The 18,019-nt window shown below is 41.0% G+C and carries 16 protein-coding genes; 10 read left to right on the top strand and 6 right to left on the bottom strand.

The annotated features are described in order from the left end of the window. Together GM920_RS01240 and GM920_RS01235 are read right to left on the bottom strand one after the other, a co-directional pair. Positions 1 to 729, bottom strand: coding sequence for a ThuA domain-containing protein (locus GM920_RS01240; protein WP_182952795.1), 729 nt, complete (start codon positions 727 to 729; stop codon positions 1 to 3). Positions 730 to 763: 34 nt separating this feature from the next. Next, positions 764 to 2,443: a GMC oxidoreductase gene (locus GM920_RS01235; protein WP_182952794.1), complete on the bottom strand. Its 1,680-nt coding sequence runs from the start codon at positions 2,441 to 2,443 to the stop codon at positions 764 to 766. Positions 2,444 to 2,635: 192 nt separating this feature from the next. On the opposite strand from GM920_RS01235, the gene GM920_RS01230 reads away from it, so the two are divergent. The 6 genes from GM920_RS01230 (at position 2,636) to GM920_RS01205 (ending at position 9,956) form a co-directional block, all read left to right on the top strand. Continuing rightward, positions 2,636 to 3,481: an AraC family transcriptional regulator gene (locus GM920_RS01230; protein WP_182952793.1), complete on the top strand. Its 846-nt coding sequence runs from the start codon at positions 2,636 to 2,638 to the stop codon at positions 3,479 to 3,481. Between the two features lie 93 nt (positions 3,482 to 3,574). Continuing rightward, positions 3,575 to 4,804: an enolase C-terminal domain-like protein gene (locus tag GM920_RS01225; protein ID WP_182952792.1), complete on the top strand. Its 1,230-nt coding sequence runs from the start codon at positions 3,575 to 3,577 to the stop codon at positions 4,802 to 4,804. Between the two features lie 13 nt (positions 4,805 to 4,817). After that, complete coding sequence (locus GM920_RS01220; protein ID WP_182952791.1) at positions 4,818 to 6,461, top strand: sodium:solute symporter; 1,644 nt, start codon at positions 4,818 to 4,820, stop codon at positions 6,459 to 6,461. A 4-nt stretch (positions 6,462 to 6,465) separates the two neighbouring features. Further along, positions 6,466 to 6,876 carry an L-rhamnose mutarotase gene (locus GM920_RS01215; RefSeq protein WP_182952790.1) on the top strand — a complete coding sequence of 137 codons (411 nt, stop codon included), beginning with the start codon at positions 6,466 to 6,468 and terminating at the stop codon, positions 6,874 to 6,876. A 13-nt stretch (positions 6,877 to 6,889) separates the two neighbouring features. Further along, positions 6,890 to 7,663 (top strand): SDR family NAD(P)-dependent oxidoreductase, encoded by a 774-nt coding sequence (locus tag GM920_RS01210; protein ID WP_182952789.1) that lies wholly within the window; start codon positions 6,890 to 6,892, stop codon positions 7,661 to 7,663. A gap of 82 nt (positions 7,664 to 7,745) precedes the next feature. Beyond that, positions 7,746 to 9,956, top strand: a complete 2,211-nt coding sequence (locus GM920_RS01205) for an alpha-galactosidase (RefSeq protein WP_182952788.1) — start codon at positions 7,746 to 7,748, stop codon at positions 9,954 to 9,956. A 69-nt stretch (positions 9,957 to 10,025) separates the two neighbouring features. Here GM920_RS01205 and GM920_RS01200 read toward each other — a convergent pair whose 3' ends face one another. Next, positions 10,026 to 10,844 (bottom strand): DNA alkylation repair protein, encoded by an 819-nt coding sequence (locus GM920_RS01200; RefSeq protein ID WP_182952787.1) that lies wholly within the window; start codon positions 10,842 to 10,844, stop codon positions 10,026 to 10,028. Between the two features lie 104 nt (positions 10,845 to 10,948). Between GM920_RS01200 and GM920_RS01195 the strand changes: the two genes are divergently transcribed. Together GM920_RS01195 and GM920_RS01190 are read left to right on the top strand one after the other, a co-directional pair. Then, positions 10,949 to 11,302, top strand: coding sequence for a winged helix-turn-helix transcriptional regulator (locus GM920_RS01195; protein WP_182952786.1), 354 nt, complete (start codon positions 10,949 to 10,951; stop codon positions 11,300 to 11,302). A 91-nt stretch (positions 11,303 to 11,393) separates the two neighbouring features. Continuing rightward, positions 11,394 to 13,745, top strand: a complete 2,352-nt coding sequence (locus GM920_RS01190) for a mechanosensitive ion channel family protein (protein ID WP_182952785.1) — start codon at positions 11,394 to 11,396, stop codon at positions 13,743 to 13,745. A 54-nt stretch (positions 13,746 to 13,799) separates the two neighbouring features. Here GM920_RS01190 and GM920_RS01185 read toward each other — a convergent pair whose 3' ends face one another. The 3 genes from GM920_RS01185 to GM920_RS01175 form a co-directional block, all read right to left on the bottom strand. Then, positions 13,800 to 14,234: an immunity 22 family protein gene (locus GM920_RS01185; protein WP_182952784.1), complete on the bottom strand. Its 435-nt coding sequence runs from the start codon at positions 14,232 to 14,234 to the stop codon at positions 13,800 to 13,802. Between the two features lie 182 nt (positions 14,235 to 14,416). Continuing rightward, positions 14,417 to 15,016, bottom strand: coding sequence for a hypothetical protein (locus GM920_RS01180; protein ID WP_182952783.1), 600 nt, complete (start codon positions 15,014 to 15,016; stop codon positions 14,417 to 14,419). Positions 15,017 to 15,079: 63 nt separating this feature from the next. After that, positions 15,080 to 16,897, bottom strand: coding sequence for a right-handed parallel beta-helix repeat-containing protein (locus GM920_RS01175; protein WP_182952782.1), 1,818 nt, complete (start codon positions 16,895 to 16,897; stop codon positions 15,080 to 15,082). Between the two features lie 88 nt (positions 16,898 to 16,985). Between GM920_RS01175 and GM920_RS01170 the strand changes: the two genes are divergently transcribed. Together GM920_RS01170 and GM920_RS01165 are read left to right on the top strand one after the other, a co-directional pair. Further along, positions 16,986 to 17,195, top strand: a complete 210-nt coding sequence (locus GM920_RS01170; RefSeq protein WP_182952781.1) for a hypothetical protein — start codon at positions 16,986 to 16,988, stop codon at positions 17,193 to 17,195. Between the two features lie 267 nt (positions 17,196 to 17,462). Beyond that, the gene (locus GM920_RS01165; protein ID WP_182952780.1) at positions 17,463 to 17,966 is read left to right on the top strand and encodes a hypothetical protein; all 504 of its coding nucleotides are present in this window, start codon (positions 17,463 to 17,465) and stop codon (positions 17,964 to 17,966) included. Positions 17,967 to 18,019 lie beyond the last annotated feature (53 nt).

Raw genomic sequence — 18,019 nt, 5'->3', positions numbered from 1 at the left:
TTATTTCTTATGGATGGCATATTGAATACCGCCCAATAAATGTTTAAGATAATTCTCATCCGTATAGGATGCTTCTGTATGCCCCAATTCGGTATACCAGGACCTTCCTCCATCATAATTGTGATACCATGCCATGGGATGAAAATCCCCGTTAATACCACCAGTATAAGATTTCTCATCAATGGTAATCAGGACCTTAAGATCTTTATTGATATTTTTGAAATTGTACCATTCATCTTTACGTTTCCAAACTTCCGGGAGGTGTTTTGTAGAGATATTACCGCGGTCTACGACATTTAGTGTAGCTTCCTGCTGTGCCGGGTGACTAACAAAATAAGCGCCTACCAGATTTCCATACCAAGGCCAACCATACTCTGTATCTGTTGCCGCATGAACGCCAACAAATCCACCGCCAGACTGGATATACTTTTCAAAACTTGCTTTTTGAGCAGCATCCAATATATTACCGGTAGTAGATAAGAAAACCACTGCGGCGTACTTCTTTAATACCTCTGGGGTAAAATAAGCTGCATTTTCAGTGGTATCTACGAGGAAGCCGTTTTCCTTTCCTAACTTCATTATGGCAAGCTTTCCAACACCTATTGCACTATGTCTAAATCCCTGCGTTTTAGAAAACACCAGGATAGCTGGCTTTTTAGATTGAGGGCTTGCGGCTCGGATGAGTAGCGAAGCGGAAAGAAAGCAGAGGAAAAGGACTATTTTTTTCATGGTTTTATGGGGTTAAGGTCTATAAAGTTTAAGCTTAGATGTTGTTTTTCTTTAGTTCATTTACGGCATAATCGACTGCTCTTGCCGTTAAAGCCATATAAGTTAAGGAAGGATTCTGACAAGCGGAAGAAGTCATGCAAGCACCATCAGTGACAAATACATTCATACAATCCCACACCTGATTCCATTTGTTCAAAACAGAGGTTTTAGGATCTTTACCCATTCTTGCGGTTCCCATCTCATGAATCCCATGCCCCAGGGCATGACCTCCGTCATAGGTACTTATATTTTTCACACCTGTTGCTTCCAACATCGCCCGCATCTCTTCTTTCATATCTTTGCGCATTTTCAGCTCATTCTCTTTCATTTCCGCATCCATATTTAAAACCGGGAGTCCCCATTTGTCTTTCACTACTTTATCCAGCGTGACTTTATTTTCGTGGTAAGGAAGGATTTCCCCAAAGCCTGTGGCTCCAATTGTCCATTTACCCGGTTCGGTCATCTTATCTTTAAATTCTCCACCAATATTCAGTTCGGCAACATCACCGCTCCATCCTTGTCTGCTTGCGCCACCCTGATATCCAAAACCGCGTAAGTAATCTCTTTTATCGCCGCCTAAATTCACAAACCTTGGAATGTAGAACCCGTTGGCTCTCCTACCATAAACATATTTATCTTCAAAACCTTCTACTGTTCCGGAAGCGCCAATGTTGTAGTGGTGGTCCATGATATTGTGTCCCAATTCGCCACTGCTACTTCCTAAGCCATCAGGCCAAACATCCGTAGCGGAATTCATCAGAATCCAGGCCGTATTTAAGGTCGACGCACATAGAAAAACAATTTTGCTTTTAAACTCCTGGGTTTGGTTTGTTTCTGTATCCAGCACCTCCACCCCTGTTGCTTTTTTAGAATCCTTATCGTACAAAACCTCCTTTACTAAAGAATAAGGACGTACAGTTAAGTTTCCGGTTTTCATGGCTGCAGGTAACGTGGAAGATTGGGTACTAAAATATCCGCCAAATGGACATCCTTCCCAACATCGGTTTCTAAACTGGCATTTGGTTCTTCCGGGAATTGCTGCGGTCAGGTTGGCCACCCTCCCAATGATTAAATGTCTTTTCTCCTGGTATTCTTTTTTTATTCTTTGCGCCATGTCCTTTTCCACACAATTCAGTTCCATGGGTGGCAAAAACTGACCATCAGGCAATTGAGCAAGGCCTTCAATGGAGCCGCTGATTCCGGCAAATTTCTCTACATGATCATACCATGGTGCGAGGTCATCATAACCGATGGGCCAGGGAATCGCGACGTTATCTTTTTCATTGGCTTCAAAATCCATCTGACTCCAACGGTAAGACTGTCTGCCCCATAATATGGAACGGCCACCCATTCGGTAACTGCGCCACCAGGTGAAAGGTTTGGTCTCGGTGTAAGGGCAATCCTGTTCATTTGCCCAGCCGTCCATAACCGCTTCAGATGCCGCCCAACCGCGATGGATCACCGGATAATTCCTTTTCTGTTCTTGGGTAGTACGACCTCGATGTTCCATTTCCCAAGGCTTTTTATGGGCAGTCTTATAATCTTTAATATGATCATAAGGGCCACCGCGCTCTAACATCAATACTTTTAAGCCTTTTTCACAAAGTTCTTTTGCTGCCCAGCCGCCGCTGATACCAGAGCCCACTACAATTGCGTCATAAGTATTAGTATCCATAATCCGCAGTGATTAGAGTTTCATTCATACAATTACATTTGGTGTGTTTCGTTGAATTTTAAATCTACCGAATTACAAGAACCCCGTTCAACTGTTATTTATGATAAAAAATACGCTATCTGATCAATAATTCACTTAAATAGCACTACTTTAGGTGATAATAGCAGTTGAATAACGCAAAAAATCAGCTTAATGAAAACATTAATTCAGAAAATTTATGTTGAAGAGCATCACTCTTTTGCTTGTCGGACTTACACCACGCCAAATTTTGAAACGGCCTGGCACAAGCACCTGGAATGTGAATTAATTCTCATCACGGAAGGAAATGGTACTGCACTGATTGGCGATTATATTGGAGAATATCAACCTGGGGATGTGTTTTTACTCAATCCAAACGTACCACACTGGTTTAGAAAGTCGAATGTAAAAACAATTGGAAGTGCCATTGTTATTCATTTTTTAACAGACTTTATGGGAGCAGGATTTTTATCCTTACCAGAAATTAAAAATGTGACGCGGTTATTGGCAGACAAGAATACAGGTATTCAATTTCGAGCTGGCCTCGCTAAAGAGATCGCCTTGCTCATCAAACAACTGGAATATGCCCAAGGCATTGAACGGGTATTGCTCTTATTGAACTGTTTGCAGAAAATCAGTGTATCAACAGAACAAAAAGTGCTGACCATAGCTTCTGGCACAATGAATAGCAAGGAAGAAAATTCGGTTATTGAAACCATCATCGACTATTCCTTCAAGCATTTTCTAAATCCCATCTCCTTAAATGAGATCGCTGGCGTTACACGCATGTCTGTTCCTGCATTTTGTCGTTTCTTTAAACGGAACATCAAGAAAAGTTATTTTGATTTCATCAAGGAGCTGCGAATTGGACAGGCCTGTAAGCTCCTGAGAGAGACCGAGCGACCTGTTTTAGAAATATGTTATTCTAGTGGATATAACAGCTGGGCAAACTTTAGCAAACAATTTAAAGTGGTGACAAACACGACCCCATCACAATACAGAAAGCAGTATAAAAGTTAAATCGGCTAATAATCCATGAAAACCAAAGAATAATTCATTGTTCCCTGAGGATAAAGGCAATAATTTAGGCTTTCCTAAACCAAAGCCTAAACCATGATTACCAAAATACAAATTAATGATGCCAGATTTCCCTTGGGTAAAGGTGCTGGCAGTGATGCCATTCATCGCGATCCCATTTACTCTTATGCGGTCACCAATCTCCTTGACGACAGTGGCCTTGTGGGAACCGGCTTTGCCTTTACACTGGGGGAAGGGAATGACCTGGTTTGTAAAGCTGCTGCTTTTTATGCGGAACAGCTGAAAGGAAAAGATATTGAAGAATTAATGGCCAATTTTGGTGCTGTTTTCCATCAGTTTTCTAATGAGCAACAATTCCGCTGGCTAGGTCCACATAAAGGCGTCGTCCACCTGGCGCTGGCCTCCGTAACCAATGCCTGTTATGATTTATGGGCAAAAAAAAGAGGTGTTCCTTTGTGGAAACTCCTGACGGACTTATCTGCTCAGGAAATCCTGAATACCCTTGACCTTTCCTACCTGGAAGATGAACTGACCCGGGAGCAAGCCTTGGCCCTATTGCAAAGCAATATCAACAGCAAATCGGAACGCCTTGGTATCATTGAAGCCGGATATCCTGGATACGACACTTCTATTGGCTGGTTCAACTATCCGGATGAGAAAGTCCGTGAGAACTGTAAAAAAGCTGTAGCGGAGGGCTTTACCGCCATGAAGCTCAAAGTAGGCAGCACTGACCCGGAGCGCGACATCAGAAGGGCGCATATTGTCCGTGAAGTGGCTGGAGCAGATATTAAAGTCATGCTGGATGCCAACCAACAATGGACCTTGCCACAAGCGATTAAAATCTGTAGCTCGCTGCAAAGTATGAACCCTTACTGGATTGAGGAACCTACCCATCCTGATGATGTGCTTGCCCATGCGACTTTGGCGAAGGCAATTGCCCCAACAAAGCTTGCTTTGGGAGAACATGTACCCAACCGCATCATCTTTAAGAATTATTTACAAACTGGATCTGCGGGTTTTATGCAGGTTGATGCCGTTCGCGTAGGTGGTGTGAGTGAATTTATAACGGTGAGTTTGTTGTGTCGCAAATTCAATATCCCTGTCGTACCACATGTTGGCGACATGGGGCAATTGCATCAACACCTGGTTTTGTTTAACCACATTTCTATGGGGCACGAAGCCTTATTTCTGGAGCACATCCCACATTTACAGCCTCATTTTGTTCATCCGGTTAAAATTCAATCGGGTGTATATCAGACACCGATGGAGCCTGGAAGTAGCTGCGATTTAAAATCATTGAATTAATCCGGAAAATCATATGTTAAATTCTCTAGACTTAGGCATTAGCATTTTATACATCCTTGGTATTCTGGCTATCGGCTTATGGGCCGGAATCCGGCATCGCCGAAAAAGTAAGGACAACGCTGCCGGCGAATATTTTCTGGCTGGCAAGACCTTAAAATGGCCTGCAATCGGACTGGCCTTATTTGCCACGAACATTTCCACCGTGCACCTCGTTAGTCTGGCACAGAGTGGTTTTGACAGTGGTTTGCTGAATGGCAATTTTGAATGGATGGCTGCATTTACCCTCATTTTGCTATCCTTATTTTTTGTACCATTTTACATCAAATCAGGAGTGGCTACCCTACCCGATTTTTTGGAGAAGCGTTATGACCGATCCAGTAGAGACTGGCTGGCCATCATCTCTGTGGTTTCTGCCATCATCATCCACATTGCATTTTCTATGCTGGCTGGAGGTATTGTACTCAAAACACTCTTTGGATTAAACATGTACCTGAGCATTATTGTAATCTGTGTCATTACCGCCACTTATACAATTGTAGGCGGATTGAAAGCGGTGGTGGTTACAGAATCTATTCAAACCGTGGTGCTCCTTTCGGGGGCTTTCATCATCAGCTATGCCGCTTTTCATAAGATGGGTGGTTGGGAACAGATGACTGCCGTCCTTAAAGAAAACCAGGAGATGGACAAGCTTTCCATGTTGCGCCCGCATGGCGACCGTAGTGGAATGCCCTGGTATACGGTATTTTTAGGCTATCCGATATTGGGCATCTGGTATTGGTGTGCCGATCAAACCATCGTACAACGGGTACTCGGTGCAAAAGATGAAAACCATGCCCGGGTTGGCCCATTATTCTGTGGATTCATTAAATTATTACCTGTTTTCATCTTTGTATTGCCTGGACTTTTCGCTTATACGCTTTCGAAATCCGGACACCTGGACATCAGTAGTCTGGGTTTGGACGACAAAGGAAATGTGAACTCCAAAGGGATTTATACCTTGATGATTACCCAGTTGTTACCTTCCGGATTGGTAGGTGTATTGGTGGCCGCTTTATTATCCGGCTTGATGAGTCAGGTCTCTGGTGCGCTAAACTCCATATCCACCATGGTCAGCTACGATATGTACCAGCGTTACAAACCTGCTGCCACAGACAAACAACTGATTCGGGTAGGAAAGATTGCTGCTGGAATTGCGTTGGTCTTCTCCCTTGGATTGTTGCCTTTACTCAACAGATATGAGAGTATATTTAGCGGCATCAATGACATTATTGCCCACATTGCGCCACCAATTACCTGTGTATTTTTATTGGGTGTATTTTGGAAAGGAGCTTCTGCAACATCGGCAAAACTCACCCTTTGGATTGGCTCCAGTCTGGGTGTCATTGTATTTGCCATTAACAAACTTTTCCCGGCTTCTTTGATTGGGCATATTCCCTTCATGATGATGGCCTTTTACCTGTTCTGTACCTGCGTCTTGATTCAGGTCGTTTTTTCTTATGTGTACCCGGTTCAGCATACTGCAGAAAGTTCCAAATTGTACTGGAAAACACCTTGGGAACCTTTACAAGGACCGGCATGGAAAGGCATCGGGAATTACAAATTATTGTCAGCAATCCTGCTCGCGGTGACCGGTGTATTATATTATATTTTCAGGTAGAAACATGAAATTAAAGATCATCCTAGTATTGCTCGCAGGGTTATTCCTTTCTGCTTGCCAAAGAGAAACTAAACCGGTCAGACGCTTTGCTTCGGTAACCGGGTTAAAAGCAGATAAACTAGCTGCGTACAAAGCATTACATGCAAATGCATGGCCAGAGGTTTTGAAAAAAATCAAGGACTGTCATATTGAGAACTACTCCATTTATCTCCAAAAAATAAAGGGCGACTATTACCTGTTTAGCTATTTCGAATATACAGGAGTGGACTTTGATGGAGATATGAAAAAGATGGCGGCGGATCCGACTACCCAACGTTGGTGGAAGGAAACCGACCCTTGTCAGCAGCCACTCCCGGAAGCAGCAGCAAAGAACGAAATATGGACCCATATGGAAGAAGTATTCCATACAAATTAAGCGCAAAAATTATATGCAATTATTATCCGATAAAGTTATTTTCCTCAGCGGAGGATCTATGGGCATTGGTCTGGAATGCGCTAAAGCCTATTCAAAAGAAGGCGCTATTGTGGTCATCGCCGCAAATGTTGCTGCTCCGATTGCAGTTGCGATTGACCTATTGGGCAGTAAACATTTGGGAATCACCTGTGACGTTTCCAATGCTTTACAAGTAGAAAAAGCGATGCAAAAAACCCTGGAGAGGTATGGCAGAATTGACGCCATCCATAACAATGCAGGCATTGCTTCTCCTTCTAAACCGCTCCATGAAACCAGTGATGAAGAATGGGATCACTTGATGAATGTAAATTTGAAAAGCGTGCTGTTGACCACGCGTTTTGGATTTAAAGCCTTGCAAGAAAGCAAGGGCTGTATCCTCAACACCAGCAGTCTGGTTGGAGAAATCGGACAGGAGAACCATGCCGCTTATACTGCCACCAAAGGAGGCATGAACGCCTTAACCAAATCCATGGCATTGGATTATGCAAAAGATAAAATCCGCGTCAATGCAGTGATGCCTGCAGGCGTATGGACGCCTATGTTACGTGATTGGAGTCAAGAGCAACCCAATGCACATGCGATAGAAAAATACCTGGATGACATCCATCCGCTGGGCTATTGTCCGGAGGGAGATGCCATTGCTGATGCCTGTGTATTTTTACTTTCCCATCAAGCAAGGTTCATCACCGGGACTACCCTTGCGGTTAGTGGTGGAGCAGAGTTGGGCTATCGAAGAACTCAGGCTTAAGTTATTCGATATTTTTTCCTGATAATTTATTGGAACTACATATATTTAGTTCCAATAAATCCTCCTTACAACCAAATTTACAATGTTTAAAATCCGATTGAAGACCAGAGCCCTGTCCTATTCTTTAGTACTCGCTACATCCCTGTGTTTTACTTCTAAATCAATAGCACAATCGCTAACTATACCTATAGAAACACAGCACAATGCCTTGGTTTTTCAGACCGACAAAGATAACCACCTTGGTACCATTTACTTTGGAAAGAAACTAGCCAGGCCACAAGAATATGCACAAGTACCAGCTCAGTCTAAACAGAGCCCCGATTACACCGGAGTATTGAATGCTGTATATACACCTTCCGGCTCAAGGAATTTATTAGAACCTGCGATAACGGTTACCCATGCAGATGGCAATAACTCGCTGGACTTGACTTATGTGAGTCATGAGTTGAAAACCCTCAGTGATAATGTCTCCTTACTGAATATCTTTTTAAAAGATCCGGTTTATGATTTCAAGGTTACCCTTCATTATAAAATTTACTTTAAGGAGGACGTCATAGAACAATGGTCGACCATTAGTCACGGGGAAAAAGGCAACGTTACCTTACATAAGTATGCTTCCGCCAATTTATATTTAAAAGGTGGTAACTTCTATTTAAACCAGTATCATGGTGACTGGGCTATGGAAATGCAGCCTGAAGAATCGAAGCTTAGCCATGGCATTAAAACCTTAGATTCCAAATTAGGCACGCGTGCGGATCTTTTTCAACCTCCGGTATTTATGGTTTCCTTAAATAAGCCAGCAACGGAAGATGAAGGCACCGTATTGTTTGGGAGCTTGGCCTATAGTGGGAATTTCCGCACAGATCTGGAGGTAGATTATCAGGATAACCTGCGTATCATTTCAGGAATAAACAACTATGCCTCCCCTTACACTTTAAAAGCAAATGAGGAATTTGTTACACCTGTATTTTTGTATACGCTTTCCACTCAGGGAAAAGGTGTAGCCAGCAGGAATCTGCACAACTGGGCTAGAAATTACAAGTTGCTGGATGGAAAAGGAAATCGGTTAACCTTGCTTAACAACTGGGAAGCTACTTATTTTGACTTCAATGAAAACAAGTTGGCCGACCTATTAAAGGACACCAAGAAACTAGGTGTGGAGTTATTTTTACTAGACGATGGCTGGTTTGCCAACAAATATCCTCGTAATGGCGATGTTGCTGGTTTAGGGGATTGGCAGGAGAATAAAAAGAAACTGCCGAATGGAATTTCTTCATTGGTAAGAGAAGCCAAACAGAATCAGGTGAAATTTGGAATTTGGATAGAGCCAGAAATGGTAAATCCGAAAAGTGAGCTTTATGAGCAACACCCGGATTGGGTAGTTAAGCAACCAAAAAGGGCAGAACATTATTTCAGAAATCAGTTGGCACTAGACTTAAGCAATCCAAAAGTTCAGGATTTCGTGTATGGTGTGGTGGATGATTTGTTTACAAAAAATCCGGAGCTTGCGTACATCAAATGGGATTGCAATGCGGTAATTTACAATGCCCATTCTGCAACACTTAAAAACCAGGACCATTTTTATATTGAGTATGTCCGAGGTCTATATAAAGTATTAGAGAGAATCAGGGCCAAATATCCAAAGGTACCGATGATGCTCTGTTCTGGTGGTGGCGGAAGGGTCGATTATGGAGCCTTACAATATTTCACAGAATTCTGGCCTAGTGACAATACCGATCCACTGGAACGTGTTTTTATGCAATGGGAATACTCCTATTTTTATCCTGCCATAGCCAGTTCTAATCATGTGACGGATTGGGGTAAACAGCCGATAAAATTCCGTACGGATGTGGCCATGATGGGTAAATTGGGTTTTGATATTGTAGTGAGCAAACTGCCCGAGAATGACCTTAAATTTTGTCAGGAGGCCATTAAAAACTATGATGGCTTAAAAACAACCATTTGGCAGGGAGATCAATACCGCTTATCAGACCCAAGGACTTCGAATGTGGCTTCCATGTTATACCTAACTGAAGATAAATCCTCGGGTGTGATTTTCAATTACCTGGTTAACAACAGGTATGGTGCAAACAGCAGTTTACCAATTCCATTAAAAGGATTAGATCCTTCGAGGAATTATAGGATTCAGGAGATCAACCTTTATCCAGGCACAAAATCTACCATAAAAAGCGATCAGGTTTACTCTGGTGATTTCTTGACTAAAGTTGGGTTTAATCCTGATGTAAATTCGGGTAGAACCAGTGTGGTATTAAAAATTGAAGCTGTAAAATAGATCAGTCTAACTTTTCCATTGCCCAAAATCTTGATGATTTTGGGCATTTTTGTTTTATAATGGCGCCTTTCATGAAAAAGAGAGGTTTCTGGTCCCACGTTTCACTATTTTTAAAGTATGTTCATTGGGATCTTGATCTATCCATGATTTACAAAGTCTGAGCACCCATTCTGGCTGACTTTTACCGGCATCATTTAACCAATTACCTAGAGAAAGCTGTACATAAGCTGAGGGATCCGCTTTTAAGGGAGTCAGTAAATTGATGGCTATATCAGGCTGTGTGATTAAAGCCTTTAACTGCTTACACCATACCCCACGCGGACGGGTTGCTTCTGTGACGAAGCGTCTAATATTTTCATCAGCAGAACTGGTCCAGCCCACAAGAATCCCAATACTTTCCAACAAATTCCTTTCTATATCTTCTCGCATAGCCATCCAGGCAAGTTCACGTACCCCAAAATGAGGATCAGCTGCAAATGGGTAAATCGCTTTAAATTTCTCCTTAAGATTCAGGTCATTGTTTAAGCCAACCATATAAACAGCCCAGCAACGGACACTATCAGAAGGATAGTTAGCCAGGTAAGCAAACAATCCCGGCTCAGCTCCGATTCGAGTTGACAATATGTTACTGATCTGAACAATGAGCGTCCTGACACTCATAGCCTCTGGTTTCCCGACTTGCGCTTTACAAGCTGCTAAATGATCCGGGTAGCAGGAAAGAACGTTTTCCAGCAACTGCATATGATCTACAGCCAACCACTCTGTCAGGTTTACACTTTCAAGTATCCCCCTGTTCAATCCAGCAAGAACATCATCCGGAATATCTGTAGCCTTTGAGGCACCTTTTCTAGACCTTAAAATTTCTGTTTTAACTATTATAGATGTCATTTATGATTTAAAATTAATTTGAAATGCTAATTTCGGTACCTGATCCCTGCCAATCAATAATGGACAAAATTGTCCTCGCTATTTTTTTAAATCCGCATAATCCCATGAAAACTAAAGTCCGCATATCTGAGAATAAAGTCTGTCCATTGGAACATGCAGTCAACACCATCAGTGGCAAGTGGAAAATCCCCATTGTATGGCACATGAATCAGGGGATAAAAAGACCTGCGGATTTCTTTCTGCATATTGCAGCTATGAACAGAAGGGTGCTTACCCGACAACTGAAGGAGTTAGAAGAAAGTGGTATTATTTTCAAAACCATTATAAAAGAAAAACCACTGGAGGTAGAATATCGGTTAAGCCCCTCCGGAGATCAACTGGTTGCGGCACTTTGGAACCTAAATGACTGGGGTACCCGTTTATTAGCAACCGGCACCGTCAATAAAGGAAAATATTAAGGATTTGTTCCCAATCTATTAACTATTTTTGCCCCTTCCTTTAGCATAGTTATGCCTTCCGGATACCTGCTTCATACTCCCTATATATCAAATGAGAACAAAAAAAACTCTTTCTATATCCCTTCGCAGTACAATTGCCTTATTCCTGGTCTTGTGCTGCTCCATTTCTACCTTTGCCCAGAAAACAAAGCCCATAGATAAAGGTCAGGACGTTTCTATCCTTTCTGACTCCGCAACCCTAACAAAGGCTGATTACCTGGTTCACCTTGAGAAAGTATTCGAGACGATCAACAAAGTTCCGGTTACGGTAAGTTCGTTTAAGAATTTGACGCCAATAGCCGCTCATTTAACACAGGATGAGGCTGCCCTTGCCTTACTTAAAAGCAGGCTTACACAAAGTGAGCGGACATTGAACCTGCAAAACCTGCAAATGGACCAAACCTTGTTGGAAGAGCTTCAGACCAACAACACCGATTGTCTGACGGATCTCGACGCCTATGAAAAAGAGCTAAGAGCGTTAAAAACGGAAATCCTCAACCTGAGAAAAGACACCGTGCTGATTAAAGTTTTTACACTGCCGGCTATGCGTGTGATGTTTAAAGACCAATTTGCAGAGCTGAAGAAGAAACACCTGGTTATGGATAGTCTGTTAAAAACGACCACCTTGTCCATTAATAACCTGCAGGCGCGAACTTCAGCTAACCTCATCAACATTAAAGAGTTAATGTACCTTACGGACAGGCAACTTGATGCGGTTAGCATCAAAGCTTTCGGAAAAGAGCGACGTTATCTTTGGGAATCAGCAAGTAATAAGACCAGAGGTGTTGGTTTCCGGAAGTTTATCAATGGTGAGCAGGAAATCTCAGGGTATTATTTTGTTTACACCCGCAGCAGCCGCCTTTTACTCCTCTTTACCTGCGCTACTTTCTTCCTTTGGGTATTTTTCAATTTCAGGAGCATGAAACAACGCGACCGATTGGAAGCGCTGGACGATTTCTCCTTATTGAGTCCGCATCCCTATTTGATTACCTTTATGATGCTGTTTACACTGGCGCCGATTTTCGACCTCAAGGCCCCGGCACTTTATATCGAGTCGGTACAGATCTTACTGGCCATTTTACTTACTATATTTTTCCGAAAGAGACTCTCTTCAAAGCTATTTTATTATTGGTGCATCTTTGCCCTACTCCTACTTGCACCGGTTTTCCTACGTCTTTTAGGCATGCCTCCAAGGTTTCAACGTTGGCTGCTACTTTTCTTAAGCATCAGCTCTACCCTCTTTGGTGGTATGATCCTGAGGAAGCTGGATAAGCAATCAAAAAAGTATAAAATGATTGTGGTAACAGGTTTTATCTATACTATCTTCGCATGTATTGCCATTATCTGCAACCTTTTTGGTCGTTTTACCCTGACCCAGATTTTCTATTCGACGGGAGTAAACTCCTTGTTAAATGCGATCTCTTTAACCATCCTGGCGAAAGTACTGGTGGAGGCCTTCCTCCTTCAGATGAAAAGCAGTAGAATCCGTAAGGGCTATCCTGAATATTTTGACTGGCATCCCGTAAGATCGGGTCTGAAAAGGCTCACCGGTATTGCTGCTACGATCATCTGGTTTGTGATATTTACTACGAATCTTAATATTTTTAATGGACTATATGAATCTCTAATGGAGGTTCTGATGGAGAAAAGAATTATCGGAAACTTCTCCTTTACTTTTGGTGGTATCGCCCTCTTTTTAGGCATCATTTGGACCGCCAACTTTTTACAGAAATACATCGCTTATTTCTTTGGTGATACCGGAGACGACGATATTGAAGACAATAAAGGGCAGCGCTCCAAATTATTAATTACGCGATTGGTATTACTCATTGGAGGATTCCTGATCGCTGTTGCAGCATCAGGACTACCGATTGACAAAATCACGGTAATTCTTGGCGCCCTGGGTGTAGGTATCGGACTAGGTTTACAGAATATCGTGAGCAATTTCGTTTCTGGTATCATCCTTATTTTTGACAAGACCATCCGTATCGGGGATGTTGTAGAGCTTAGTAATAAAAAAGGAAGAGTCAAGGAAATTGGCGTCCGTGCCAGTACATTACTGAGTGAAGAAGGTGCAGAGATTATTATCCCAAACGGCTCTATTTTATCCAACAATATCATCAACTGGACGCTGAGTAATAATCAAATGCGGGTAGATATTTCTTTGAATATCGCTAAGCCTTTCAATTCTACTGAGGTAGTATCGCAAATCCGGGATATTATTATTAATAATAACAATGTGTTTGTGAACAAGGAACCGGTGATCATGATCATTCCGGTGAGCAAGCTAAAAAGTACCATAAAAATATACTTCTGGTGTAAGGATATTTCTAATGCAGACCTGACCAGGAATGTGATTATTGCCCAAATATTTGAGGCTTATGAAGAGATAGAAATTATATAAGCAGACAGAGGCCCCAATATTTATCAATATTGGGGCCTTGTTTATCTATTAGACTTAACCTGGGATGTTAAAACTACCCACATAAATCATGTCGTTATAACTCTCCAATGGCTTGTCAATGGTCAATTCGTTATCGGCATAACAAAGTATGACATTTACAGTTGAGATTCCTTTCTTAACACAAGCCTGGTAGATCTCAACTTCTGTTTGATCATTCCAAATTGGTAATTCTTCAATGGCGGCCTGTACACTGATTCTTTTGCGGCTGTAATAGATTGTGATCCAGTTCGCATCGTAATCGTAAGGCTTATCTATTGCTTTGCTGAAAGCAGAGCGTAAGCCGAAGTCAGGGCTATTTCTTGGATACGCTTCATCAGTCTTGAACAAGTTGTAATCTTTAAGGAACTTGCTTTGGTCAAAATACTTGTAAAATTGTTCTTCTGTTTTATTTGTTGTTCCTGCCCAGATGTGGACGCGTTGTTCTGCCATTTTATTTCTTATCAATTATTGAGCTGTAAAGATAGCAACTTATTATCCGCAGATTTCCAGTATATTTAATACTCAGCGTTGCTTAAGCTTAAAACGATTAAAATGGAACTAATTTGCGGAGTAACTCCTTTAAATATCCATTTATCAACATTTCTTATAAAAATCAGAATACAATACAACTCTTAAAGTGAAATCATAGGGCCTTCAAAGGCTGTAGGCAAGTAAATGCGTTTGGTACTTAAACTCTGGATCTTAAGTATATTCTTTCCTGCTTTATCGAGGAATACCTTAAAATACTGCTGATCCTTTGTTGCAGGATTCAGAAATATCAAAATTGGCTTCCCTTTTTGCTGACTGATATCATAAGTAGCCAGACTTGTAGAAAAGGTATAAAAGTTTTGCTTTACGTCATAGTCTGCTTTGGAACTCTTCTTAAGCGTAACGGTATCAATGACCATTGCCTTTCTGAAAGTGGCGTCAGCACCATCAAACTCAATCAGTTCGCGAAAAATATCACCAGATTTAACCAGTGTATCCGCGTTGAGCTGCCAGACAAAAGCCAGTGGTGATGTTCGCGCGGCTTGATCAATGAGCTTTAAAATTGGAGATGCTGCCACTAACACTTTCCTATTGTCAACCGGCGACTCTTTGCTATCATAAAGAAAGAAGGAGGTTCTTGATTTGACCTGGGCCGTGCCTCGCGGTACAAAAAGCACAAGAAAAACCGTCAATATAGGAAGGGTCTGGATAAAAAGGCGTCTTGGAGAATTATAAAAAGACATAGGGATTGGGTTATAAATTTCCTGGAGTTTTACCTGATGGATAAAACTCCAGGAAGCATCAAATTATTTGGCTAACAAATCGGTAACCTTTCCATTTACTTTATTATTGCTTAGATCTGCTGCGATTACTCTTTCAAATAGCACTCTTTTTTTGTTGCTATGAAAAGCCGGATATGCAGTATTGGTCGTGATATTGTTGTTTTTAAAAACGATTCCATCTACCGATTTGGCATAAAGTATGGGTTGATCAAAAGTATCGAACTTGTTGTTTTCTATCTTTATACCAGAGTGAAAGTATTTCTTTTGATTTTTAAGGTCAGGGATTTCCGGGTAAATGGAAATGACAGCATTTGTGAATTGGTACATACTGGTTAAAGCATTGATAAATGTATTGTTACGAATGGTAACATCTCTGCAAGATCCGGTTTCATACCAGCCATTGCTATCGCCACATAGCACAATAGCGCTTCCTGAAGTATGATCAAATAAGTTATCAGCCACGAGCGTTGGTTTCGGTGTGCTGAAAAGCGCTCCCCTTGCCCTATTGTTACGGATGGTATTCCCGGTAAAAACTACCGTTGGTGTCCATGATAAATTTTCAATACCAACATCCGTTTTTGAAGGGTCAATCTCCTTGTCCAGCACATTTGTAAATTCAATTTTAAACTCTTTAATAGGATCTCCTGGATTAGATTTTATAGGGGTAATGGCTGCAATTGTATTTTTGGTATCCCATAAGTCCATTGTTTTAGATTGAATGAACTGAACGGTATCTTTTAAATTTCCCCAATCAAAACCATAAGATTGTCCTTCCATGTACCTACCAACTACGGTACGATCGTCTAATCTCTTTATCATTTTCAGGTAAGTTCCATGAATATTGATTGCATCGTCCATCATCCCTTCATATAAACCATTTTTAGAGACAATTGTTCCTTTACATCCGGAAAAATGAGTTGCATCAGCTTGGGTTGTAAAATACCTTGGGTCATTTTTACCCCTTAAACACACGCCAAAGCCATCCATGTAGATGTTTTCTGTGAGCTGTGCCAAAAGTCCCATTCCTTCTGCGTAATGTACTTTTACATTTTCGAAACGAATATCTTTTCCTTTATGAACAAAAATACCTGGGTTAGGTCGGTTCCAGCTTCTCATTGCGATCACTGTTCCTGGAATCAGCTTTTTATTTTTCCAATGGTGTGCTTTTAACCTTCCAGGTGAAAGCTCCGATACGCCTTTAGTGCCTACCCTAATATCACCACTATCATAAATGATGTGTTTAGTACCGTTTTCAAATGCAATACCAGAGGTTGGGTTCATCTCCCAATCTTCTCCCAAATTGTAAAAAGTACTGTCTTTTATTTTGTAGGTCACCCAAGGAGCAGTCTCAAAGATGATCGTTCCTGCAACCGGGTCATTTTCAACAACCTTTATCTGAGTGATTTGTGGTTTTTCAAAATCGATACTCAGGTTTTTGATTTTCACATTGCTGCTTTCAATTAATGCCAGGGGTAACATACGCCCGTAAAACATGAGCTCCGCCCCATTTCCATCCAATGTAATGTTTTTAAATTTATCGATCTCAATACCTACAGTCTTTGGGTTAACCTGATCATGATTGGAGATGTAGTATTCTCTTTTAAGCGCTCCAGCGGCATGAAAGTCATACTTTCCTTTTTGGAACTGAATAACAACAGCTTCCTGATCAGTCGTTTTACTTTTAATTTCTTCAAGTACTTTCCCTAATAAGGGCGTGATATTTTTTCCAGTGTTAGGTCTTATTCCATATGCGGACAGCTTATATACTTTTACATGAGTTTGTGCTGCTAATGGAATGATGAAGGTAAAGGTTATCAAAACCAATAAAATAGTTTTTTTCAAGGGATTTAATTAAAATGAGTTGATGAATTATTAGGCTAAAATAATAATTATAAGTGTAAAACTTAAAGTTAACGACAAGAGAAGCATTTTGGTTGCCATCACTAAAAAAGGTAAAAAGGAACTTTCAGAACTACTACCCAGAATGGGCTTGGTGGGTAGCGTAGTGGTCGGAAATTTGAGTCCGGCCGAAATCAGCTCTTTGTCTTTTTTGTTGCGAAAACTAGATGACTACCATCATGATATTTTTCAGAACCATCGGAATCTAAGCCTGGAAGAACTTGATAAAAAATCTAAATAATTTTGTGACACCGCTTCAAGTAGTTAAATCCGCAAAAAATGCCATTATTTTTCCCGGAAGTCCGAGTACGCTCCGGTATGCAGGTCACCTATACTCGCCTAAATAGAGGCGTTTAATTTAGTTTAAGGCCGAAGAAATTTTCCCCGAGGAAACCGTTAATGTAGAAAAAAATTAATCTTCATTCCATACGTTTCTCCAAAAGAATTTCAATCGAAATACTTTTAACTATCTTCGTATCCATACTATTAGAAAAACAAAAAACATTCAATGAAAAAAACATTAATTATCGCTTTTACCGCCTTATCTATCTTTACCGCATGCAAAAAAACAGAGACTGTCGAGGTAGAAAAAATTATCGAGAAGACCGTAATTGTTAAGCCTAATAATGCTATTGATAGCGTAGAAAATTATCTTGTTAAAACGAACAACGGCTACGGATCAAAACAAAATGCACCTGCAATTATCACAACAGCTTTGAAAGCCATTTTAAATGGTGGAATGAACTTAGATTATTTCACTATATATGGTGGCAAGAATATGTTTATTGGAAACGTTATGGATGCTGGATATGGGAATGATAGTTTTATTACCATTTTATGCTGGTCAAATTCTAGAATCAAACAAGTAAAAACTTTCTCCTACACCGGTATTAAGTTTGAAAGTCAAGAGTATAACAATTATGATGGGGACGATTTAAAGAGCGCTAAAGATTTTGCAAAAAACACCTATTTAGGTACGATTACAAAGGCTGAAGTTTTAGCCAGAAAATAAAAGATGTCCTGAAAATTAGCCAAAAAAAGAGCAATTTAATTCTCCTTTTAACA

This window comes from Pedobacter gandavensis, from assembly GCF_014172405.1.
GTDB classification, from domain to species: domain Bacteria; phylum Bacteroidota; class Bacteroidia; order Sphingobacteriales; family Sphingobacteriaceae; genus Pedobacter; species Pedobacter gandavensis.
Note: the sequence above shows the minus strand (reverse complement) of the source record. Positions and strands in the feature narration are given on the sequence as shown.

Bases quoted from the DNA above. Each gene is read 5' to 3' on its own strand.
- GM920_RS01240 (WP_182952795.1), bottom strand. From the start codon at position 729: ATGAAAAAAATAGTCCTTTTCCTCTGCTTTCTTTCCGCTTCGCTACTC.
- GM920_RS01235 (WP_182952794.1), bottom strand. From the start codon at position 2,443: ATGGATACTAATACTTATGACGCAATTGTAGTGGGCTCTGGTATCAGC.
- GM920_RS01230 (WP_182952793.1), top strand. From the start codon at position 2,636: ATGAAAACATTAATTCAGAAAATTTATGTTGAAGAGCATCACTCTTTT.
- GM920_RS01225 (WP_182952792.1), top strand. From the start codon at position 3,575: ATGATTACCAAAATACAAATTAATGATGCCAGATTTCCCTTGGGTAAA.
- GM920_RS01220 (WP_182952791.1), top strand. From the start codon at position 4,818: ATGTTAAATTCTCTAGACTTAGGCATTAGCATTTTATACATCCTTGGT.
- GM920_RS01215 (WP_182952790.1), top strand. From the start codon at position 6,466: ATGAAATTAAAGATCATCCTAGTATTGCTCGCAGGGTTATTCCTTTCT.
- GM920_RS01210 (WP_182952789.1), top strand. From the start codon at position 6,890: ATGCAATTATTATCCGATAAAGTTATTTTCCTCAGCGGAGGATCTATG.
- GM920_RS01205 (WP_182952788.1), top strand. From the start codon at position 7,746: ATGTTTAAAATCCGATTGAAGACCAGAGCCCTGTCCTATTCTTTAGTA.
- GM920_RS01200 (WP_182952787.1), bottom strand. From the start codon at position 10,844: ATGACATCTATAATAGTTAAAACAGAAATTTTAAGGTCTAGAAAAGGT.
- GM920_RS01195 (WP_182952786.1), top strand. From the start codon at position 10,949: ATGAAAACTAAAGTCCGCATATCTGAGAATAAAGTCTGTCCATTGGAA.
- GM920_RS01190 (WP_182952785.1), top strand. From the start codon at position 11,394: ATGAGAACAAAAAAAACTCTTTCTATATCCCTTCGCAGTACAATTGCC.
- GM920_RS01185 (WP_182952784.1), bottom strand. From the start codon at position 14,234: ATGGCAGAACAACGCGTCCACATCTGGGCAGGAACAACAAATAAAACA.
- GM920_RS01180 (WP_182952783.1), bottom strand. From the start codon at position 15,016: ATGTCTTTTTATAATTCTCCAAGACGCCTTTTTATCCAGACCCTTCCT.
- GM920_RS01165 (WP_182952780.1), top strand. From the start codon at position 17,463: ATGAAAAAAACATTAATTATCGCTTTTACCGCCTTATCTATCTTTACC.